Raw genomic sequence first — 19,223 nt, 5'->3', positions numbered from 1 at the left:
TGGTATCGAGGTTTACGGACTCGCGGGCGATGCTTCGGCAGAACTGCCCCGAGAAGATGCACTTCGGCCTCTCGCCTCTAGTCGTTGCGAGTCAGGTCGCTAGCACACAGGAACGGAGTCCCCCTCGTGGCATGGCAACTCGACTGACCGCTCTGCGGCACCGAGTCTCGCATATGCAACTAGTGCAACCAAGAGCCTAGAGATATCAATTGACCACTTCTATGAAGAAAAAAAAGGCCACGGTGCGAATCAACTTCAAGGCCAAAGTTACCTCAGTCATCCGCGACAGGGCGGACGGAAAATGCTCAGTTCCGCGCTGCAAGAACCCTACGCGAGGTCCGGCCGCGAACAGCAGCGGCTCGGTCAATCTGGGTATGGCCTGTCACATCTATAGCGCCTCTCCTGACGGACCGCGGGGATGGGGAGATAAGGACGAAAACTTCATCGGAAGCGCGGAGAACGGTCTGTGGTGCTGTCAACTACACGGCTCCGTGATTGACAAGAATGAAGGTGAAGGCTATCCCGTCGAAGTTCTCTTTGCGTGGAAGGCATTGGCCGAGGCACGGGCTACGAAGCTTATCAATGACGTGCCGTCTCCTCTAGGCTGGGTCGACACGGTCGAGCTACTCCGCCTCGCTGGCGCGAAGAGGCTTCCTGAGTTAAAGCTTTGGCGCTACACCCTTGTCGCTGGGGTTCACCTGACCGGGCAGACCTCTCTCATGCAAGCAGCGGCTGCCGTAACCCACAGCGAGTATGTTCAGCGCTTTGCCACGACCAAGTTCGACACGGTGCCTGCGGAGCCGAGCTTCACGGCTCGAGTTACTTACTCCACTGTAGACACCGTGGACAAGTGGGTAGATGTAGAAACCCGTGGCTCACTCATTGTCCGCACGGAGAAGGACCGCAAGTGTTTGTTGCCACCTGGCGATATCGAGGTCGTCTATGCGGAGGATTCCGAGCTGAAGTCACTTGATCACGAAGATGATCTGGATTTTCTGACACGTCTACTACGCGTCGATCGTAGCGCCCTTTTCGCTATCGCCGAGGCCATGGACGTGCGCCTTGCTCCTGAGCGCCTATATTTCCGTGAGGGCGTGCTGACAGACGACGAAGAGCCGGAAAGAACACGTACTCGTTACAAACCAGATGGGGAGCGCTATGTTGAGGCGTACGTCCGCAGATCCTTCGGTACCGAAACCTACTCGGTAGTCTTTAATGGGCTTTCGACGAGCGAGAAAGGCAGACTGATCGTGGCCCTGCTCATCGCAAAGGCCCGTCGAATTAGTGAGGAGCGACTCACGCTACTTATCGTTGAAGATCCAATATCTAACTTCGACAAGTCAAACTTCCTACTACTGCTGAATGTCATCAAAGATCAGCCTTTCCAGGCAATCGTCTGTATACCTAAATTTCGATACTCGGATATAACCATCAAAGGCGCGGAGGGTGTCTCGCTGCAACCTCTCGACGAACTTGAGCCATGGCGATTGTGCTGGCTACCTGACCAGCTCTACGACTTCTAACGTGCAGGCGGGAAGGAATCGGAGCTCGATCGGATTGGAGACATTTGGCGCAAGCGGTGGAGTTGCCCCTGTAATCCCGGAAACAGCTTCACACTAGCGCTAAATGATGTTTCACATTCACGGGGTGATGCAGATGACAGATGCTGCCGATGATCAAAAGTTGACGCGATTTCGACTGGCCGTCGCTGCGGTTCAGCAGAGTTTGGCTCGGCACTCAGTGACGTTGCTGATTTGGGATCTCGATGTCAACAGGCCCGTCATTCAGGGAAGCGCGACATGCATCGAGCTGCGAGGTGTTCGTTACCTCGTAACTGCAGCCCATGTGGTACGCAACAGTCAGGGGCAGCAGCGGGACCCGCGCGCTATCGGCGTAATATTTCGCAGGGACGGCAGCACGAATAATACGTTTGTCCGGCGAATTCTGGCGATTGGTGGACGGCCTCTAGATTCTCTCGACATTGCGCTGCTCGAATTAAGTGCAGAAGGGGCCGACGAGATCGCGACCTCTAAAGATTTCCTGCCCGAGACGCGTGTCCTCAAAGGAGTTTCGGCAGACGAATCGCGACTTTTTGCCGTCTATGGCGCACCGAGTAAGTTGTCGCGGGCATCGTTGGACGATAAAATTTTCTGCGCCGGGGCGATGTGCTACGTGACCATCTCTTGCGATCCGTTTCCCTCGCACCTCGACCAGTCGCACGACATCGCACTCGAGTACAACAAGACCTCGAACATCTCACCCTCCCAAGAAGGAACGGTCGAAGCGCCGGATCCGCCGGGCCTCAGCGGCGGCGGCATTTGGCTCATTACCGAACCGCAGGAGGGTGTGTTCTGGGACCCGAGCGAATCTAAATTGATTGGAGTTCAAAACCGCTGGGTGCCGAGCGCCGGACTTGTTCGGGGCACTCAAGTGCAGTTCGCGATTTCGCTTCTGGATGACGCTGGTCCGATTTGCAATCCGGACTCCCCTGGGTAGGGCCACTTTGCAGCGCAAGTCGCAGGTCGCTCAGACGCGCTCCGAAAGACCGGTTTCGGACAGGCTGTTCGGAGCCGCGAAAGGCTGTTGCGGGTCGCATGCCGCCGGTTGCGGCGGGCATGAGGCAGCGCCGAGCGACACGAAGCGCGTGAGTCGGCATCCGACCGGTTTCTGACATTTGATATATCGCGTAGTTAGGCATTGGACCGACCGTTACCCTTTTCGGGAACCGTCACTTCTTGGTTCCGGCCAAATCCAATACCTGCTGGGAAGTCGTCGGCGGCACGCCGGACGGTGCGAACGTGCGCATGCGGGTTTCGCCACAGGCGCGCAAGAAGTGTCCCGCGCTGCCGGAATTCTGGACAGCCCGGGCCATCCGGACCATTGACACGCGCGGGCGCGAGCGCGTGCTCCTCACATCGTTGAATGAGCGCCGGCGCTTCAAACCCGCCGACATCGTCGCCTGCTACGAGCGCCGCTGGCAGATCGAAACCAGCTACCGCGAACTCAAGCAATCGATGCTGGGCATGGAACTGACCTTGCGCAGCCGTACTGTGGAGGGCGTGTATCAGGAAATCTGGGGTGCCCTGATTGCCAATAACCTAATCCGTCGCGAGATCGCCAGCGCAGCAGCCGAAGCGAAACTCGCGCCGACCGACATCAGCTTCCTACGAGCCTTCCACGTGATCCAGCACGAGATGATGTGGGCCGCCGTCACTCCCGCCTACGCAAAACTTCCCGCCTGCCTGCAGCGCTTGCGTGAACGGCTGAAATCTCTGCCCAATCCAAAGCGACCCGGTCGCACATGCGACCGGGTCGTCAAATCCCGCCCTTCACGTTACTCAATTCGCTACCTTAGAAAGGACCTTAACTGAACGGCATTACGGCTATGCCGGGCATTTGTACTAGTCGCATCAGAAGATACTGGCTGAATAAACGCGTTACCCTCGCCCCCTTGGGCTGCTACTTCGTAGAAACTTTCACGTCAACAGAGGAGACAGCATCGGGGACAGCCGTCGTTCTCACAAACATTCTCATGGACAACTTTGTGAGAATTCGGCCATCTATTCTGAGAAACAACAAACCTCAAACGTCAATATTCCCCGCCCGAAGCGCATTGTTCTCGATAAACGCCCGACGCGGCTCCACATCATCGCCCATCAACGTGGTGAAGATACCATCGGCGGCAATCGCGTCCTCGATCTGCACGCGCAGCAAGCGCCGCACAGCCGGGTCCATCGTCGTTTCCCAAAGCTGCCCGGGATTCATTTCACCGAGGCCTTTATAACGCTGCTTCGACACATTGCGTTCCGCATCGGCGATGAGCCACTTCATGGCGCTCTTGAAGTCGCTCACGGCCATGTTGCGTTCGCCGCGGCGGATAATCGCGCCCTTGCCGACCAGGCCCTTGAACGTGTTGGCCGTATTCACGAGCTGCTGATAATCGGCGGTGAGCTGGAACTCCTCGTCGATCACCGAAATCTTCAAGTTGCCGTGATGACGCCGCTCAACGCGCAGCGAACGCTGTTCGCGCACCGAGTCGTACATCGGCACAACACTGACCTCAGGCTTGAGCGCATCATCGCGCAGCGCGGCTTCAAGCGCGCGCGCCGATGCCTCAGTCGAAGCCTCGCTCGACAGATCGATCGCAACACCGTCCATGATCGCTTCGAGCGCGCGCTCGTCGTAGAGGCGGCTCAGACGATCGACTACCCCACGCGCCAGTTGATACGAGCGCGCGAGTTCGCCAAGCGCGTCACCGGCGATCGGCGTCGCCCCTTCGTTCGGCACCAGCTCAGAACCCTGAAGCGCGAGGCGCAGCATGTGCGCGTTCAGGTCGGCATCGTCCTTGAGATAGCGCTCGTCCTTGCCCGCCTTGAGCTTGTAGAGCGGCGGCTGCGCGATATACACGTAGCCGCGCTCGATCATCTCCGGCATCTGACGATAGAAGAACGTGAGCAGCAGCGTGCGGATGTGCGCGCCGTCCACGTCCGCGTCGGTCATGATGATGATGCGGTGATAACGCAGCTTCTCGAGGTTGTAGTCGTCCTTGCCGATGCCGCAGCCGAGCGCCGTGATCAGCGTGACGATCTGCTCCGACGACAGCAGCTTGTCGTAGCGCGCCTTCTCGACGTTGAGCACCTTGCCGCGCAGCGGCAGGATCGCCTGGAACTTGCGGTCGCGGCCCTGCTTGGCCGACCCGCCTGCCGAGTCACCCTCGACGATGTAGATCTCCGACTTCGCCGGATCCTTTTCCTGGCAGTCCGCGAGCTTGCCGGGCAGGCCAACGCCGTCGAGCACGCCCTTGCGGCGCGTCATTTCACGCGCTTTACGCGCGGCGTCGCGCGCACGCGCGGCATCGACGATCTTGCCGCAGATGATCTTCGCGTCGTTCGGCGTTTCGAGCAGGAACTCTTCAAGCGCCTTCGCAATGATTTCCTCAACCGGCGCGCGCACTTCCGACGAGACGAGCTTGTCCTTCGTCTGCGAGCTGAACTTGGGCTCGGGCACCTTCACGGAGAGCACGCACGAGAGGCCTTCGCGCATGTCGTCGCCGGACGTTTCGACCTTGGCCTTCTTGGCGATTTCGTTGTCGGCGATGTACTTGTTGATCACGCGCGTCATCGCCGCACGCAAGCCCGTCAAGTGCGTGCCGCCGTCGCGCTGCGGGATGTTGTTCGTGAAGCACAGCACGCTTTCGTTGTAGCTGTCGTTCCACTGCATCGCCACTTCGACGCCCACGCCATCCTTCTCGTTCTGAATGTAGAAGATGGTCGGGTGCAGGACGCTCTTTTGCTTGTTGATGTACTCGACGAAGCCCTTCACGCCGCCCGCGAACGCGAAGTCGTCCTCCTTGCCCGTGCGCTGGTCGGTAAGACGGATACGCACGCCGTTATTCAGGAACGAGAGTTCGCGGATGCGCTTCGCAAGAATGTCGTAGTGGTACTCGACGCTGCCGAAGATCGTCTCGTCGGCCATGAAGTGCACTTCGGTGCCGCGGTGTTCGGTGTCGCCGACCAGGTGCATCGGCGAGGTCGGCGTGCCGTTCACTTCCACGATCTCGCGATTCTGAGCGACGCCGCGGTGAAACTCCATGAAGCGCTTCTTGCCATCGCGGCGCACCGTTAGGCGCAGCCAGCTGGAGAGCGCATTCACGCACGAGACGCCCACGCCGTGCAGGCCGCCCGAGACCTTGTAGCTGTTCTGGTCGAACTTGCCACCCGCGTGCAGCTCGGTCATCACGATTTCGGCGGCGCTGCGCTTCGGGTCGTGCTTGTCGTCCATCTTGACGTCCGTGGGAATGCCTCGGCCGTTGTCGGTGATGGAGATCGAGTTGTCCGCGTGGATCACGACGTGGATGTCGTTGCAGTAGCCTGCGAGCGCTTCGTCGATGGAATTGTCGAGCACCTCGAAAACCAGGTGATGCAGACCGGTGCCGTCCGACGTATCGCCGATATACATCCCGGGACGCTTGCGCACGGCCTCCAGACCTTCGAGGATCTGGATCGACGAGGCGCCGTAGCTGCTGTTGTCGGGTTGCGAATTGTTCGTATCAGTCATGGATTTGTTCCGGTTCTGCTGTACTGCCAGCGTTACTGCTCGGGGCTTTTCGAAAAGCCATAAAAACGCCAAAGGGGCGCAGCGCCCCCTGGAGTTCTTCTTCTGTCGCGCTTTTTAAATGCGCATTGGCATCACCACGTATTTGAATTCCTCGTTCTCGGGAATCGTGATGAGTGCGCTGGAACTGGCGTCGCCGAGGCTGACTTCCAGCATGTCGATCTTCAGGTTCGCAAGGACGTCGAGCAGATACGTGACGTTGAACCCGATGTCGATGGTGTCGCCCTGGTAGGCGATTTCCAGTTCTTCCTGGGCCTCTTCCTGATCCGCGTTCGTCGACATGATCTTGAGCTGGCCCGGCTCGATGATGCAGCGCACGCCCTTGAACTTGTCGGACGTGAGAATCGCCGCGCGCTGCAGCGAGCGTTGCAGTTCTTCGCGGCCGATCTGGAAGGTGTTCTTGTGCGCCTTCGGGATCACGCGCTGGAAGTCGGGGAACTTGCCTTCCACGAGCTTCGAAACGAGTTCCACCTGGCCGAAGGTGAACTTCACCTGCGACGAGCCGATGTCGATCTTCAGCACATCGTCGATGTCTTCGAGCAGGCGCTGGAGTTCGAGGATCGTCTTGCGCGGGATGATGACTTCCTGGCGCGCGAACGAGCCTTCGATCTTCATCGACGAAAACGCGAGGCGGTGACCATCGGTCGCAACGGCCATGAGCTGGTCGCCGTCGACGACGAGCAGCATGCCGTTCAGGTAATAGCGGATGTCCTGCTGCGCCATCGCGAAGTAGACCATGCCGAGCAGTTGCCGGAAGGTCTTTTGCGGCACTTCAAGGCTTGCGCCGAATTCCTTCGATTGCGCGACCGTGGGGAACTCGTCCGCGGCGAGCGTCTGGAGCGCGAAACGGCTCTTGCCGGACTGCACCGTGAGGCGCTTGTCGGCGAGTGTGAGCGTCACCTGGCCGTCGGGCATCGCGCGCAGGATGTCGAGCAGCTTGCGCGCGGCGACGGTCGTGGCGACCTGGTCGCCGCCCACGCCGAAGTCGGCGTGCGTGGTGATCTGCAGTTCGAGGTCCGTCGAAAGGAACGAAACATCGGAACCGTTCTTGGTGATCAGCAGATTGGCGAGGATCGGCAACGTGTGGCGGCGTTCGACAATGCCGCTTACCGTTTGCAGCGGCCTGAGGAGGTTATCGCGTTCGGTCTTGACCAGTTGCATAGAGTTCCTTCGTTGATGTGACGGCCTGCGCACCCCGTCCAGCACCCAAACCGTGGTCCGGGCGCTGGCGCCGCCTTGCTGCAGCGCCGCGGCGAGACATCCGTCCGGTCCGCCAGCGTAGCCGGCATCGTCGGACGGTTAAACGCATATTGTGCCTGAAAACGACTCACTTCCCTAAATTGGGGCTGATCCGCGCAATAAACAGGTCTGCCCATTCAGGGATACCACCAGGGGATGCCCACTTCGCACTGGGTGCCCGGGGCCGTACGCTCCAGCCGCGCCGCCGGGACCGGCCCCGCCGTCGCCGGCATCACCCCTTGAGCGTCTGCTCCAGAACGTGCAGCTCGTGATTGAGCTGCGCGTCCTTGCTGCGCTCGTCGGCGATCTTGCGCACGGCATGCAGCACCGTCGTGTGGTCGCGGCCGCCGAACAGCTCGCCGATTTCCGGCAGGCTCTTCTGCGTCAGCTCCTTCGCGAGATACATGGCAATCTGCCGCGGCCGCGCGATGTTCGCCGGACGCTTCTTCGAATACATGTCGGCGACCTTGATGCTGTAGAAGTCGGCGACCGTCTTCTGGATGTTCTCGACCGAAATCTGCCGGTTCTGGACCGTCAGCAGATCCTTGAGCGCTTCCTTGGTCAGCTCGATCGAGATCTCGCGGCCGTGGAACTTCGAGTACGCGAGGATCTTGCGCAGCGCGCCCTCCAGTTCGCGGACGTTCGAGCGCAGGTGCTTCGCGACGAAGAACGCGACGTCCTCGTTCAGGCTCACGCCTTCGGACTGGGCCTTGCGCATCAGGATCGCGACGCGCATTTCGAGCTCGGGCGGCTCGATCGCCACGGTCAGGCCGGAGTCGAAACGCGAGATCAGGCGATCGTCGATACCCGAGATCTCCTTCGGGTACGTGTCGCTCGTGATGATGACCTGCGCCTTGTTCGCGACCAGCGCCTCGAACGCGTAGAAGAATTCCTCCTGCGTGCGCGACTTGCCTGAGAAGAACTGGATATCGTCGATCAGCAGCAGGTCCAGCGAATGGTAATAGCGCTTGAAGTCGTCGAACGCCTTGCGCTGGTACGCCTTCACGACATCCGAAACGTACTGCTCGGCGTGGATGTAGCGGATCCGCGCGCCAGGCTTGTCCAGCAGCAACTGGTTGCCGATCGCATGAATCAGGTGGGTCTTGCCGAGGCCCACGCCGCCGTAAAGGAACAGCGGGTTGTACGAGATCCCCGGATTGTCGGCGACCTGGATCGCCGCCGCGCGCGCAAGCTGGTTCGCCTTGCCGGTGACGAAGTTGTCGAACGTGAGCACCGGGTTCAGCTTCGAGCGCTCGTAGCTCGGATCGGTTTCGCCGTTCGACGCGGCAGCGCCCGCGCCCTGGCCCGGACGCCATGTGCGGCGACCAGCGGCGGCTTCGTTCGCGTCGAGGCTCGGCAGATCGAGATCGGCGGCGTCTTCGGCCACCAAACCCGTGTGCGCGGCCCTGCCCGACGGCGCGACAGGTGCCGGCGTCGCATGCGTCACGGCGGAAAGGCTCGCCGCAAGGCCGCCAGCCTGCATCGCAGGCGCAGCGGATGCACCCGTGCCGCCTGCGAGCGGCGCGCGCGGCGCAGCCGCAACCGGGGTACGCATGCCGGCTTTCGGATCGAGGACGAACTGAACGTCGACCGGGGTTTGCCAGAAATCTCGGGCCATATCGGCGATGCGGCCCGAAAACTGGCTCTTGACCCAGTCAAGTTTGAAACGGTTGGGAGCGGCGATCTGCAGCGTGTTCGCAGCAGCATCGAAGGCAACCGGGGCCAACGGTTTAATCCACGTCACGTACTGCTGGGGCGTCAGCTCACGCTCCAGCAGTGCGGAACAGTGTTGCCAGAAATCGTTCATCGAGTTGCTGAGTTAGTTTTGTCTGCGCGCATTGCCACCGCACCGTTCTCGCCGCATGGGGATAACCCTTCTCGCGACGACGCCCTGACGGGCGACGGCAATTGCTCCGGACGCCTGCGCGGCAAGGGATTTGCGGCTGGCAGGCAGGCCGGAGCGGCGTGCAGGATTCTTGGGATAGGCGAGATTCTAACGCCGAAATCCCTCGGCCAGGGAGTTATCCACAGGGACCGATCAACGCACGGCGTCACCGCCTTGCGATACCCTGACCCCAGCGTCCACCCGGCATTCTCCACACGCCAACAGCCTAACCTATTGACGGCTAACAAAAAACCGGCTTAAATAGCGGGTTCCGCGAAAACCAATCCCTGTACCACCGGCCATTGCTTTTTTCCGCGATGCTCGCCGCGGTCAATTCTCAACAAGTGAGAGCAACATGAAACGTACTTTCCAGCCTTCCGTTACGCGCCGTAAGCGCACCCACGGCTTCCGCGTCCGCATGAAGACTGCAGGTGGCCGCAAAGTGATCAACGCACGCCGTGCGAAGGGTCGCAAGCGTCTCGCCGTCTAAGCGGGCAACTGCGCTGACAACCGCGCAGGCAACTACGCACAAAACGGTGCACGAAACTGCGTCGGGCAGCGTCGCCACTGGCGATTCCACCTGTAGTAGCGCACCGCAAGCGCTCGCAGCGAAGGCAGACATAGCGGACGATGCGGACATCATGCCGTCACGAACGCAGACCGCTTTCCCGAAAGCCGCAAGGCTACTGAAAACGGATGAGTTCTCATCCGTTTTTCGTTTGCGCCCGTGGCGCCGCTCCGCGCACTTCGTCGTGTACGGGCGGCAGACGGATGGCGCAGCGCGCCTTGGCCTGGTGATCGGCAAGAAGTACGCGCCGCGTGCGGTCACGCGCAATCTCGTGCGCCGCATTGCGCGCGAGGCATTTCGCACGAACCGCGCGCAGTTCGACGGCTTCGACCTGCTGTTGCGCCTGCATACGAAGTTCGACCGCAAGGCGCTGCCGGGTGCATCATCGCCACCGCTCAAGGCGTTGTGCCGCGACGAGATCGCGATGCTGCTCGGCAAAGCCGCGCGTGAAGTCGCGCGCCGTCGTGCCGCATCACCGGCCGCATCACAGTCGATTACCACGGCAACCGATGCGGTCAAACCGGATCCGGATGGCGGCCCGCCGTCCGTGACGGGAGCCAAGGCTGCATCATGAGTCGCACGCGCGAGTCCGGCGCACCCAACGCGCCCGCAGGCGCGGACCGACATTCGTTCTTCGGAGCGGCGCAGTCCGGCCGCAACGCCATGCAAACGGTACTGATCGCATTACTGCGTTTCTACAAGCTGGCCGTGAGTCCCCTTCTCGGCAGCCGGTGCCGTTTTTATCCTTCCTGTTCGGATTACGCACGCGAGGCAATCCAGTATCATGGCGCCGCGCATGGGACTTATCTCGCTGCGCGGCGGCTGTGCCGCTGCCACCCGTTTTCGGCGGGCGGCTACGATCCGGTTCCACCTGTCACCCCGAACAAGCGCTGACGCGCCATTCCATCGACACTGAGACAACGCATGGATATTAAACGCACCGTCCTATGGGTCATCTTCTTCATGTCAGCGGTCATGCTGTACGACAACTGGCAGCGCGACCACGGACGACAGTCGATGTTCTTCCCGAGCGCCACCCAGACGCAGACCGCCACCACCGGCGCGAAGCCTGAGTCGGGCGCCCCGGCGAACGCGTCCGACCTGCCGTCGGCGACCACTGCCGGCGCGACTCCGGCGGCCCCGGCCACCTCGGCGCAGCCCGCTGAAGCCGCGGCGCAGCTCGTGCATTTCCGCACTGACGTCTACGACGGTGTCATCGACACGCGCGGCGGCACCCTCACGAAGCTTTCGCTCGTGAAGGAAGCGAGCGGCAACGAGCCGAACCAGTACATGACGCTGTTCGACCACACGGGCGACCACACGTACCTCGCGCGTACGGGCCTGCTCGGCGGCGACTTCCCGAACCATACCGACGTGTTTACGCCGGTGTCCGGTCCGCGCGAACTGACGGGCGACGCCAACTCGTTCCAGATCAGCTTCGAGTCGCCGGTACGGGGTGGCGTGAAGGTCACGAAGACCTACACGTTCACGCGCGGCAGCTACGTGATCGGCGTCGACTGGAAGGTGCAGAACACCGGCACGGCAGCGGTCTCGCCCACGCTGTACATGGAGCTCGTGCGTGACAGCGAGCCCGTGGAAACGCCGCGCTTCTCGCACACGTTCATCGGACCGGCGGTGTACTCGAACGAGCACCACTTCCAGAAGATGACCTTCAGCGATATCGACAAAAACAAGGCTGACTTCGTCAACCAGGTCGACAACGGCTGGATCGCAATGGTGCAGCACTACTTCGCGACTGCGTGGATTCCGCAACAGGGCGTGAAGCGCAATATCTACGTCGAAAAGTTCGACAACGCGCTCTACCGCGTGGGCCTGAAGCAACCGCTCGGCACGATCGCACCGGGCGCGACCACCAACGTAGAGGCGCGCCTGTTCGCCGGTCCGTCGGAAGAGCGCATGCTCGAAGGCGTCGCGCCGGGCCTCGAACTCGTGAAGGACTATGGCTGGGTCACGATCATCGCGAAGCCGCTCTTCTGGCTGCTCGAAAAGATCCACAGCTACGTCGGCAACTGGGGCTGGTCGATCGTGCTGCTCACGGTGCTCATCAAGGCCGTGTTCTTCCCGCTGTCGGCGGCAAGCTACAAGTCGATGGCGCGCATGAAGGAGATCACGCCGCGCATGCAGGCGCTGCGTGAACGCTTCAAGAGCGATCCGCAGAAGATGAACGCCGCGCTCATGGAGTTGTACAAGACCGAGAAGGTCAATCCGTTCGGCGGCTGTCTGCCGGTCGTGATCCAGATTCCGGTGTTCATCTCGCTGTACTGGGTACTGCTCTCGTCGGTGGAAATGCGCGGTGCGCCGTGGATTCTCTGGATTCACGACCTCTCGCAGCAGGATCCGTTCTTCATCCTGCCGGTGCTGATGGCCGTCTCGATGTTCCTGCAGACCCGCCTGAACCCGACGCCGCCGGACCCCGTCCAGGCCAAGATGATGATGTTCATGCCGATCGCTTTCTCGGTCATGTTCTTCTTCTTCCCGGCTGGCCTCGTGCTGTACTACGTCGTGAACAACGTGCTTTCGATCGCACAGCAGTACTACATCACTCGCATGATGGGCAAAGCGAACAAGCAGGCTAAAGCCAGCTGATCCTTGTCTGCGGCCGGCGGCAACGCCGACCGCACAGGCTCGACGCTTGAACCGCAAAAAATGAAGCCGCCCGGTTTGAACCGGGCGGCTTTTTCTTTATGGGTGGCGCGCGGGGCGATTCGGTCAAGCGTCAGCGGCGCTCGGTGTCGCCGTAAAACTCCGCGATCAGCTCCTGAACCAGATACCGGTGATGCGGGCTCAACGCCTCGATTTTCGAAGCGAGCTCGACCGTCTCCGGCGAAAGCGGATACTTCTCGTCGCGCCGAATGGGCTTTGGCACCGCCGAAGTTGCACCACCGGGCGACGGACCGTAATGGAGCCAGTGGACATCTACCTTGAACCAGTCGGCGAGGGTGCGCAGTTTGTCGTCGGTGGGAATGGTGCGGCCGCTCAGCCACTTGTGGGCAGTCTGCGGGGACACCGGATGCTCGCCGTGATGGCGCAAATTGAAGTGCAATGCCAGGTCAGTGCTGCCACGCAGTTTTTCGGGCGCGCGCTTCATGGCGAACTTCAGACGTTCGGAAAAAGCGGCTTTTTCTTCGATGGTCGGCATGGCACAGATTGTGCCGCCCCATTTCAGCGAAGATGGCAACCAATCAAGTTAAATTTAGCCCAATAACACAGCAAATCGCTCATTCCAGCTGATGCGACGACACCTCGTCTTCGGAGGGAAATGCTTTACGCATAGCCATTCTGACAGATTCCGTGCTGCGAATTTCCTAAATCGGGCTGCGAGTGATGAGATTAGTCTTATCTAATACAAGATAAATCGAGATTCGTCCAGACCTCGCGCGGCGCGAAAAAAGGCGTGCGGCGCCGCGTTACAATGCGACGCACTCCGCGCTCGCTGCCATAGCGCGTTTCTCCCGCAATCGACTCATCCGTTCGCCATGCTCGCCACCGATTCCGATCCCATCGTCGCCATTGCCACTGCGCCCGGACGCGGCGGAATCGGCGTCGTCCGTGTGTCGGCGGGCCGCGCCGGCCCGGCAGTCGCCGAAGCGCTGATGCACGCGCTCACTGGCCAGACGCTTGCGGCGCGTCACGCGAGCTACGTGCCGTTCCTCGACGGCAACGGCGAGGCACTCGACCGCGGAATCGCGCTCTACTTTCCAGCGCCGCACTCGTACACCGGCGAGCACGTCGTCGAACTGCAGGGCCACGGCGGCCCGATCGTGCTCCAGCTCGTCCTGCAGCGCTGCATCGACGCGGGCCGCGAGTTCGGGCTGCGGCTCGCCGAGCCCGGCGAATTCACGCGCCGCGCGTTCCTCAACGACAAGCTCGACCTCGCGCAGGCCGAGGCCGTCGCCGACCTGATCGAAGCCAGTACCGAAGCCGCCGTCCGCTCGGCGGGGCGCTCGCTCGAGGGCGCGTTCTCGCGTGACATTCACGAACTCGTCGACGACGTGGTCACGCTGCGCATGCTCGTCGAGGCGACGCTCGATTTTCCCGAAGAGGAAATCGACTTTCTCGAAGCCGCCGACGCGCGCGGCAAACTCGCCCACATTCGCGCACAGCTCGACCATGTGCTTTCGGAGGCGAGACAGGGTGCGCTGTTGCGCGAGGGTCTCTCGGTTGTGCTCGCCGGGCAGCCGAATGTCGGCAAGTCGTCGCTGCTGAACGCACTGGCAGGCGCCGAACTCGCGATCGTCACGGCCGTGGCGGGCACGACGCGCGACAAGATCTCGCAGACAATCCAGATCGAAGGCATTCCGCTGCACGTCATCGACACGGCGGGCCTGCGCGACACGGAAGACGAGGTCGAGAAGATCGGAATCGAACGCACATGGAACGAGATCAGTCGCGCCGATGTGGTGCTGCATCTGCTCGACGCGCGTACAGGAATGACCGCAGAGGACGATGCGATCGCGGCGCGCTTTCCCGCCGGTGTGCCGGTGGTGCGTGTGCTCAACAAGACGGATTTGACGGGCGTGGCGAGCGCGAGCTCGACGCTTGCGCTGCCCGGTGGCGGTGAGTTGTGCGAAGTTCGGCTCTCGGCAAAACAGGGGGACGGCATCGGGATTCTTCGAGCCGAACTGCTGCGCATCGCGGGCTGGCAGGCCGACGCGCAAAGCGTCTATCTGGCGCGCGAGCGCCATCTGATTGCGCTGCGTGAAGCTGGAGAGCATCTCGCACAGGCAGCGGCTCATGCCGATCAGAACGCGCAAGCGCTCGACCTTTTCGCCGAGGAGTTGCGGCTTGCGCAGGAGGCGCTCAATTCAATCACGGGCGAGTTCACCTCCGATGATTTGCTTGGGGTGATTTTTAGCCGGTTTTGTATCGGAAAATAACCGGCTGCCCAAGGTTCTATGAGGTCGTCTAACTACACCCATCACCCCGCGCCCGTACTGGATTATCGATCAGCGGCACGCTGGTTAAGGCGATTTGAACAGGCACTTTAGGCTCGCACGCGCGCCGGTCAAACATCCGCATACGTCGTTCCCGCAGCGCTATTTAACGCGTCGACGGAAAAATGCGCGAGTTGCTGATTAACAAAAGCGCACCCAGTGCTCCGATACACCGCGTCAAACGCGTCAATGTATTTCTTGACCCCAGTGCCGCAGATTGTCCCGTACTCGACGGGCCACCAGCACAGGCAGGTAATCCACGATTCGCGCGCCGTCGCTGTACTCGGCCCACGTTTCTTCGTACATCCTTAAGACCATTTCCACAGGGACATTGGTGTCGCTGGCAATCGACTTGACGATAGCATCATCAACATTGGGCGTTTTCATGCCGGACTCCTGGCGGTCGGAGTTTCGAGTTGCGCGTGCGGGAAGTCATTACACAAGATCCACTGATCGCCCGCTAATTAAATAACACTATCTTCTCGCACGAACCGGTCGACAAAGCGCTAATTGCCGCACGAACCAACGTTACCTCTCCAGTCTTGAGCCCCTAGGCGTACAGCTTTGCGATTTGCGCTTACGCCGGCTCCGCCTGGTATTCCGGCGGGACGGCCCGGTGCGTTGGTGAGCCATGCGCAGGTGACGACCGACTAGCCTGTCACAAAAGATTCATTCAATGATTCGCCGATTCCGCCGCTAAAGGCGCTCTGTCGCGGCGCAGCAATTTCCATTCAGACCCAGGCAATCGACGGGGTTTCCGAAACGGTAAAGCAAACGAGAGCTAGCCGGCGCACGGTCGGAGTATGAACATGCGCGCTTGACCGGACGGCGTATCGAACTGCTATTGGCGGGCTTCATCATCGTTGGCCACGTGGTGATCGGCGTGCTCCGCGCGTCGATGGTGAAAGGCCTGTTTCCCATATTCGGCGGCGAACCGTTCTGCCGTTCGCGCGTTCCAGCTTTGACGACCGTTGGTTGAGCCCGGCGGCGCGGAGGAGAACGGACGGGCCGAGAATGCATGGTGCGACCACGCAGAAGCATAAAAAAAACCGCGGCAGTGCCGCGGCGAAAAGAGCTTGCCACTACTTTGCGGCGTGAGGGGACAGCGCCGCGATCTCATTCTCACGGCTCGATTAGCGAGCATCAATGGTTTGGCGGCCCTTTTGACAATTGTTGACCGTTGATTCGTATTCCTCATATGTTATGGCCGCTGAAATGCGCGCGATTTGTCGGCGCAATGCACTTTGAATGGAGCATTGGGCGATTCGCGGTTCGCCGGTGGCACACAGCCACGGCGACATCTTGAAAATACCGCGTGCCCCCTGCATGTACTGCCCTTGCTATATCGGAGCACTTCCATCGTGGGCAGCCGTCCTTTATTCATCGACGACCTCGCTCGCGCCGCTGCCGACGGCACCCGTCCGCCTGCCCGCGACGACGACGCCTTGCTCGACGCTTACTCGCGCACCGTAATCGGCGCGCTCGAGCGCGTTCAACCCGCTGTTGCTTTCATCGCCGTCGAGCACCGCGCGAAGGCCAGCGCCGCCGCGCGCGGCGGCAGCGGTTCGGGTTTTCTCTTCACGCCGGATGGCTATCTTCTGACGAACAGCCACGTCGTGCACGGCGCGGCCAGCGTGCGCGTAACGCTCGCTGATGGCGCCGCGTACGAAGCCGACCTCGTCGGCGACGACCCGAGCACCGATCTCGCCGTGCTGCGCATCGGCGCCGCGGAAGCGCTACCGCACGCCGAGCTCGGTGAGTCGGCGCGATTGCGTGCGGGGCAGATCGCGATCGCGGTGGGCAGTCCGCTCGGACTCGCGCAAACGGTGACGACGGGCGTGGTGTCCGCACTCGGGCGGTCCTTGCGCTCCAACTCCGGCCGCATGATCTACGACGTGATCCAGACCGACGCGGCGCTTAACCCCGGCAATTCGGGCGGACCGCTCGTCAACTCGGCGGGACAGGTGATCGGCGTGAACACGGCGATCATTCCCGGCGCGCAAGCGATCTGTTTCGCAACCGCCATCGACACGGCGAAGTGGGTCATTACGCAGCTCTTTGCGCACGGCCGCGTGCGGCGCGCGCACGTCGGCATCGCAGGGACCAATGTGCCGATCGCGCGCAAGGTGCAGCGCTATTTCGAACTCACTTCGACGAGCGGTGTGCGTGTGATGGAAGTCGCGAAAGAAAGTCCGGCGGCGCTGGGCGGACTGCGCGTCGACGACACGATCGTCGCCATCGACGGATTGCCGGTCAACGGCATCGATGCGTTACAGCGCGCGCTCGACTTTTCGCGAATCGATCGTGAAGTGGAGATCACGGTCATCCGGCTGACGCACAAGCTCACGCTGCGCGTGCGGCCTGTCGAGCAAATGGGCTGACGCGACGACCGTTTATTCGAATTGCGGCGCGCGACGGTCGCAGATGACGAGCGGCCGCGCGTGGCGTGAAAACGGCCTTTTTAATTCGTATTGCGAATCAACGGCATTACCATGCTGGCTGCTGCGGATACGCGCCGTACGGGGGCGGCGGCGCCGGCTGCGCAGGTGCGCAAGGCACGTAGTTGCGGGAATACTGGTCGTAGCAGTAGCCGCCCGCCGGTGCACCTGCATAGACGGGGGCAGGCGGTGCAGCTGCATAAACCGGCGGCGCCTGGTATGCCACGGTCGGCGCGCCGTTGATCGCTGCGCCCACCACCGCTCCGATCAGCGCGCCGCCAATCAGTGCACCGACCACGTCGCCACCGTCATGACCGTGCGCGCTTGCTGGCCCCGCCACAGCCAGGGAACCCGTCAGTGCCAGTACTGCCACCATCTTTCGCATGTCGCTCTCCCCGAGAACGTTTGAATACATGCGGCAGATTGTGGACCTGAACGCCCGATACAGGTGCTACACGAGGTAACGCCGGATTACGCGAGCGCGCTCAGCGTGGACGCTCGCTGTCGGGACGCCGCTCGGCGCCGTCGCGAAAGGTAGGGCTACGCCGTCCGCCCGATGGGCAAAGCAGGCTCAATGCGATGGATAGCACCACCAGCACGAACAGCGACACGAAGTACGTCATCCAGGAGAACTCGATATCCACGAGCGCCTCCTTTGATCATCGCGCCCCCCTGGTGCGTCGCGTTCGTGCGATGCCACACCGCTTAGTGGTGCAGGATGCTGCGCAGAGGATGACGCCAGTCGATATGATGCGCTCCCGCTTCTACGCGCTGCCGGTGCTCTTCGAGAATTTCGTCTGAAAACAGAAACACGACTATGACGAGAGGGATTAGCAGAAACGCGCCCAGTATTACGTGTTCGATCACGATAAACTCCAGGTTGTCAAGCGGTTGCGTTTCTATTGTAGTCATCACGCGACAGATTGCACGCTGGGGAAGCACCTACTCACTTAGTGAGACATCCGGGCGCTTCGCTTAGGCAGCTTGCAAAGCGGCGGCACGCCTGGAAACTCAAGGCGCGGATTTTTTCATCTGTAAGGGAAGCCGCGTTTGTCCGTGAATTCAGGCAGAACGGCGTCGCTCGCACGTTGCGAGGCTGATTTCGCTTTCATTCTGAAAGCGCCTCATAAATCGATTGCTCGCGGATTGGTTGTCGCGCGATTCTTATGTGCACTGCGTCACATCTCGTGGGCGATGTATTGAGGCGCTTAGTTCCGCAAAACGTACCGGACCGTTCAACCCGCATGGTTCGCATCGGCCTTGCCCGACAAGACGGATGAGCCGGTTCAACTGCTTCGCAATGCTATCGATCCTGGCGAAATGCGCCTGTTCGCGCCCCGTATCCCATGCCACGGTACACCGCGCGCGCACTGCGGGCGTCCACCTCTGCTGCAGGCGCACACAAGATGCGCTTGAAGTCTGTGCCGCGTCCTCTAAATTGCGCAATTGGATCGGAAGGGGAAGTTAAATGCATAGCTAACCTGAGTCATTACCAGCAGGAGCGCAGAAATGAAAATGCTATCCGCAATGGCGGTCGTCGTAGCCGGTTTGGTCTGTGCCGCGTCCGCCGTCGCTCAGGACGTCGTCGTCAAACCGCAGCAAACGGTCCAGCTCAAGCCGGGCGCATATGGCTGCGTGTCGAAAGACAAACTCGACGCGGTGTCCATGCACGACCAGGCTGGCGAACATCAGCAGATGGAGGAATATTTCACGGCCTTCCAGTGCCTTTCCACGCCGGACAACCAGTCGTTCCGCGTGGTGCGCGTAGTCGGTCACGACGTGGAATTCGTGAATGCCGCCAACACTGACGACGAAGGTCTCTGGACCAGCGACCGCTTCATCAAGCAGTAGCGCCGGGCAAGTTCCGGCGCCCGGACCGAGCCGGCCCGGTCTCAACGTCACCCACGCGGCTGCTCGCAAGCGCGTTCAGCCAACGCCTCGCAATCCTGCAACCAGGGCCGTGCGCGCCTCGCGCGCGCATGCGGCACTGTCAAACCACCGTCATTTTTCCGACCGACCATCCG

The 19,223-nt window shown here is 61.1% G+C and carries 18 protein-coding genes and 1 pseudogene; 11 read left to right on the top strand and 8 right to left on the bottom strand.

Features of this window, described 5'->3' with window-relative positions; genetic code table 11:
- The first annotated feature begins 221 nt into the window (after positions 1–221).
- The 3 genes and pseudogenes from D1Y85_RS13415 to D1Y85_RS13405 form a co-directional block, all read left to right on the top strand.
- A complete protein-coding gene (locus D1Y85_RS13415) occupies positions 222–1,523 on the top strand; it encodes a hypothetical protein (RefSeq protein ID WP_124151539.1) in 1,302 nt (433 codons plus the stop codon).
- A 103-nt stretch (positions 1,524–1,626) separates the two neighbouring features.
- Positions 1,627–2,496, top strand: coding sequence for a hypothetical protein (locus D1Y85_RS13410; RefSeq protein ID WP_124151538.1), 870 nt, complete (start codon positions 1,627–1,629; stop codon positions 2,494–2,496).
- Between the two features lie 227 nt (positions 2,497–2,723).
- Positions 2,724–3,371: pseudogene (locus tag D1Y85_RS13405) on the top strand (transposase); the annotation flags it as partial.
- Positions 3,372–3,582: 211 nt separating this feature from the next.
- On the opposite strand, the gene gyrB reads toward D1Y85_RS13405, so the two are convergent.
- From gyrB to dnaA, 3 genes are all read right to left on the bottom strand, one after another.
- On the bottom strand, positions 3,583–6,057 hold the full coding sequence (gene gyrB / locus D1Y85_RS13400; RefSeq protein ID WP_124151537.1) for a DNA topoisomerase (ATP-hydrolyzing) subunit B: 2,475 nt from the start codon (positions 6,055–6,057) through the stop codon (positions 3,583–3,585).
- A gap of 114 nt (positions 6,058–6,171) precedes the next feature.
- Positions 6,172–7,275 (bottom strand): DNA polymerase III subunit beta, encoded by a 1,104-nt coding sequence (gene dnaN / locus D1Y85_RS13395; protein ID WP_124151536.1) that lies wholly within the window; start codon positions 7,273–7,275, stop codon positions 6,172–6,174.
- 310 nt (positions 7,276–7,585) lie between these two features.
- Complete coding sequence (gene dnaA, locus D1Y85_RS13390) at positions 7,586–9,160, bottom strand: chromosomal replication initiator protein DnaA (protein ID WP_124151535.1); 1,575 nt, start codon at positions 9,158–9,160, stop codon at positions 7,586–7,588.
- Between the two features lie 433 nt (positions 9,161–9,593).
- On the opposite strand from dnaA, the gene rpmH reads away from it, so the two are divergent.
- The 4 genes from rpmH to yidC all read left to right on the top strand — a co-directional run bounded on the left by rpmH (position 9,594) and on the right by yidC (position 12,413).
- Positions 9,594–9,728, top strand: coding sequence for a 50S ribosomal protein L34 (gene rpmH / locus D1Y85_RS13385; RefSeq protein ID WP_026120950.1), 135 nt, complete (start codon positions 9,594–9,596; stop codon positions 9,726–9,728).
- A 151-nt stretch (positions 9,729–9,879) separates the two neighbouring features.
- Positions 9,880–10,380 carry a ribonuclease P protein component gene (gene rnpA / locus D1Y85_RS13380; protein WP_124151534.1) on the top strand — a complete coding sequence of 167 codons (501 nt, stop codon included), beginning with the start codon at positions 9,880–9,882 and terminating at the stop codon, positions 10,378–10,380.
- 89 nt (positions 10,381–10,469) lie between these two features.
- A complete protein-coding gene (gene yidD / locus D1Y85_RS13375; RefSeq protein WP_124151565.1) occupies positions 10,470–10,700 on the top strand; it encodes a membrane protein insertion efficiency factor YidD in 231 nt (76 codons plus the stop codon).
- 30 nt (positions 10,701–10,730) lie between these two features.
- Positions 10,731–12,413, top strand: a complete 1,683-nt coding sequence (gene yidC / locus D1Y85_RS13370) for a membrane protein insertase YidC (protein ID WP_124151533.1) — start codon at positions 10,731–10,733, stop codon at positions 12,411–12,413.
- Positions 12,414–12,543: 130 nt separating this feature from the next.
- Here yidC and D1Y85_RS13365 read toward each other — a convergent pair whose 3' ends face one another.
- Positions 12,544–12,966, bottom strand: coding sequence for a transcriptional regulator (locus D1Y85_RS13365; protein WP_124151532.1), 423 nt, complete (start codon positions 12,964–12,966; stop codon positions 12,544–12,546).
- A 337-nt stretch (positions 12,967–13,303) separates the two neighbouring features.
- Between D1Y85_RS13365 and mnmE the strand changes: the two genes are divergently transcribed.
- Positions 13,304–14,704, top strand: coding sequence for a tRNA uridine-5-carboxymethylaminomethyl(34) synthesis GTPase MnmE (gene mnmE / locus D1Y85_RS13360; protein ID WP_124151531.1), 1,401 nt, complete (start codon positions 13,304–13,306; stop codon positions 14,702–14,704).
- A 243-nt stretch (positions 14,705–14,947) separates the two neighbouring features.
- Here mnmE and D1Y85_RS13355 read toward each other — a convergent pair whose 3' ends face one another.
- Complete coding sequence (locus D1Y85_RS13355) at positions 14,948–15,148, bottom strand: DUF3562 domain-containing protein (protein WP_124151530.1); 201 nt, start codon at positions 15,146–15,148, stop codon at positions 14,948–14,950.
- 457 nt (positions 15,149–15,605) lie between these two features.
- On the opposite strand from D1Y85_RS13355, the gene D1Y85_RS27930 reads away from it, so the two are divergent.
- A complete protein-coding gene (locus tag D1Y85_RS27930; RefSeq protein WP_281278284.1) occupies positions 15,606–15,740 on the top strand; it encodes a hypothetical protein in 135 nt (44 codons plus the stop codon).
- Between the two features lie 382 nt (positions 15,741–16,122).
- Positions 16,123–17,142 (top strand): S1C family serine protease, encoded by a 1,020-nt coding sequence (locus D1Y85_RS13350; protein WP_124151529.1) that lies wholly within the window; start codon positions 16,123–16,125, stop codon positions 17,140–17,142.
- A 106-nt stretch (positions 17,143–17,248) separates the two neighbouring features.
- Here the strand turns inward: D1Y85_RS13350 and D1Y85_RS13345 are convergent, their stop codons facing one another.
- The 3 genes from D1Y85_RS13345 to D1Y85_RS27025 form a co-directional block, all read right to left on the bottom strand.
- On the bottom strand, positions 17,249–17,584 hold the full coding sequence (locus D1Y85_RS13345; protein WP_124151528.1) for an ecotin precursor: 336 nt from the start codon (positions 17,582–17,584) through the stop codon (positions 17,249–17,251).
- A gap of 100 nt (positions 17,585–17,684) precedes the next feature.
- The gene (locus tag D1Y85_RS27030; protein ID WP_185218975.1) at positions 17,685–17,843 is read right to left on the bottom strand and encodes a hypothetical protein; all 159 of its coding nucleotides are present in this window, start codon (positions 17,841–17,843) and stop codon (positions 17,685–17,687) included.
- A gap of 61 nt (positions 17,844–17,904) precedes the next feature.
- Positions 17,905–18,066, bottom strand: a complete 162-nt coding sequence (locus D1Y85_RS27025; protein WP_185218974.1) for a hypothetical protein — start codon at positions 18,064–18,066, stop codon at positions 17,905–17,907.
- A gap of 642 nt (positions 18,067–18,708) precedes the next feature.
- On the opposite strand from D1Y85_RS27025, the gene sap1 reads away from it, so the two are divergent.
- Entirely contained in the window at positions 18,709–19,050 is a 342-nt protein-coding gene (gene sap1 / locus D1Y85_RS13340) for a surface attachment protein Sap1 (RefSeq protein ID WP_185218973.1), read from the top strand.
- Positions 19,051–19,223: the final 173 nt, after the last annotated feature.

It is taken from the genome of Paraburkholderia dinghuensis, from assembly GCF_003837865.1.
Lineage (GTDB): Bacteria > Pseudomonadota > Gammaproteobacteria > Burkholderiales > Burkholderiaceae > Paraburkholderia > Paraburkholderia dinghuensis.
This window is presented reverse-complemented; position numbering and strand designations above follow the sequence as displayed.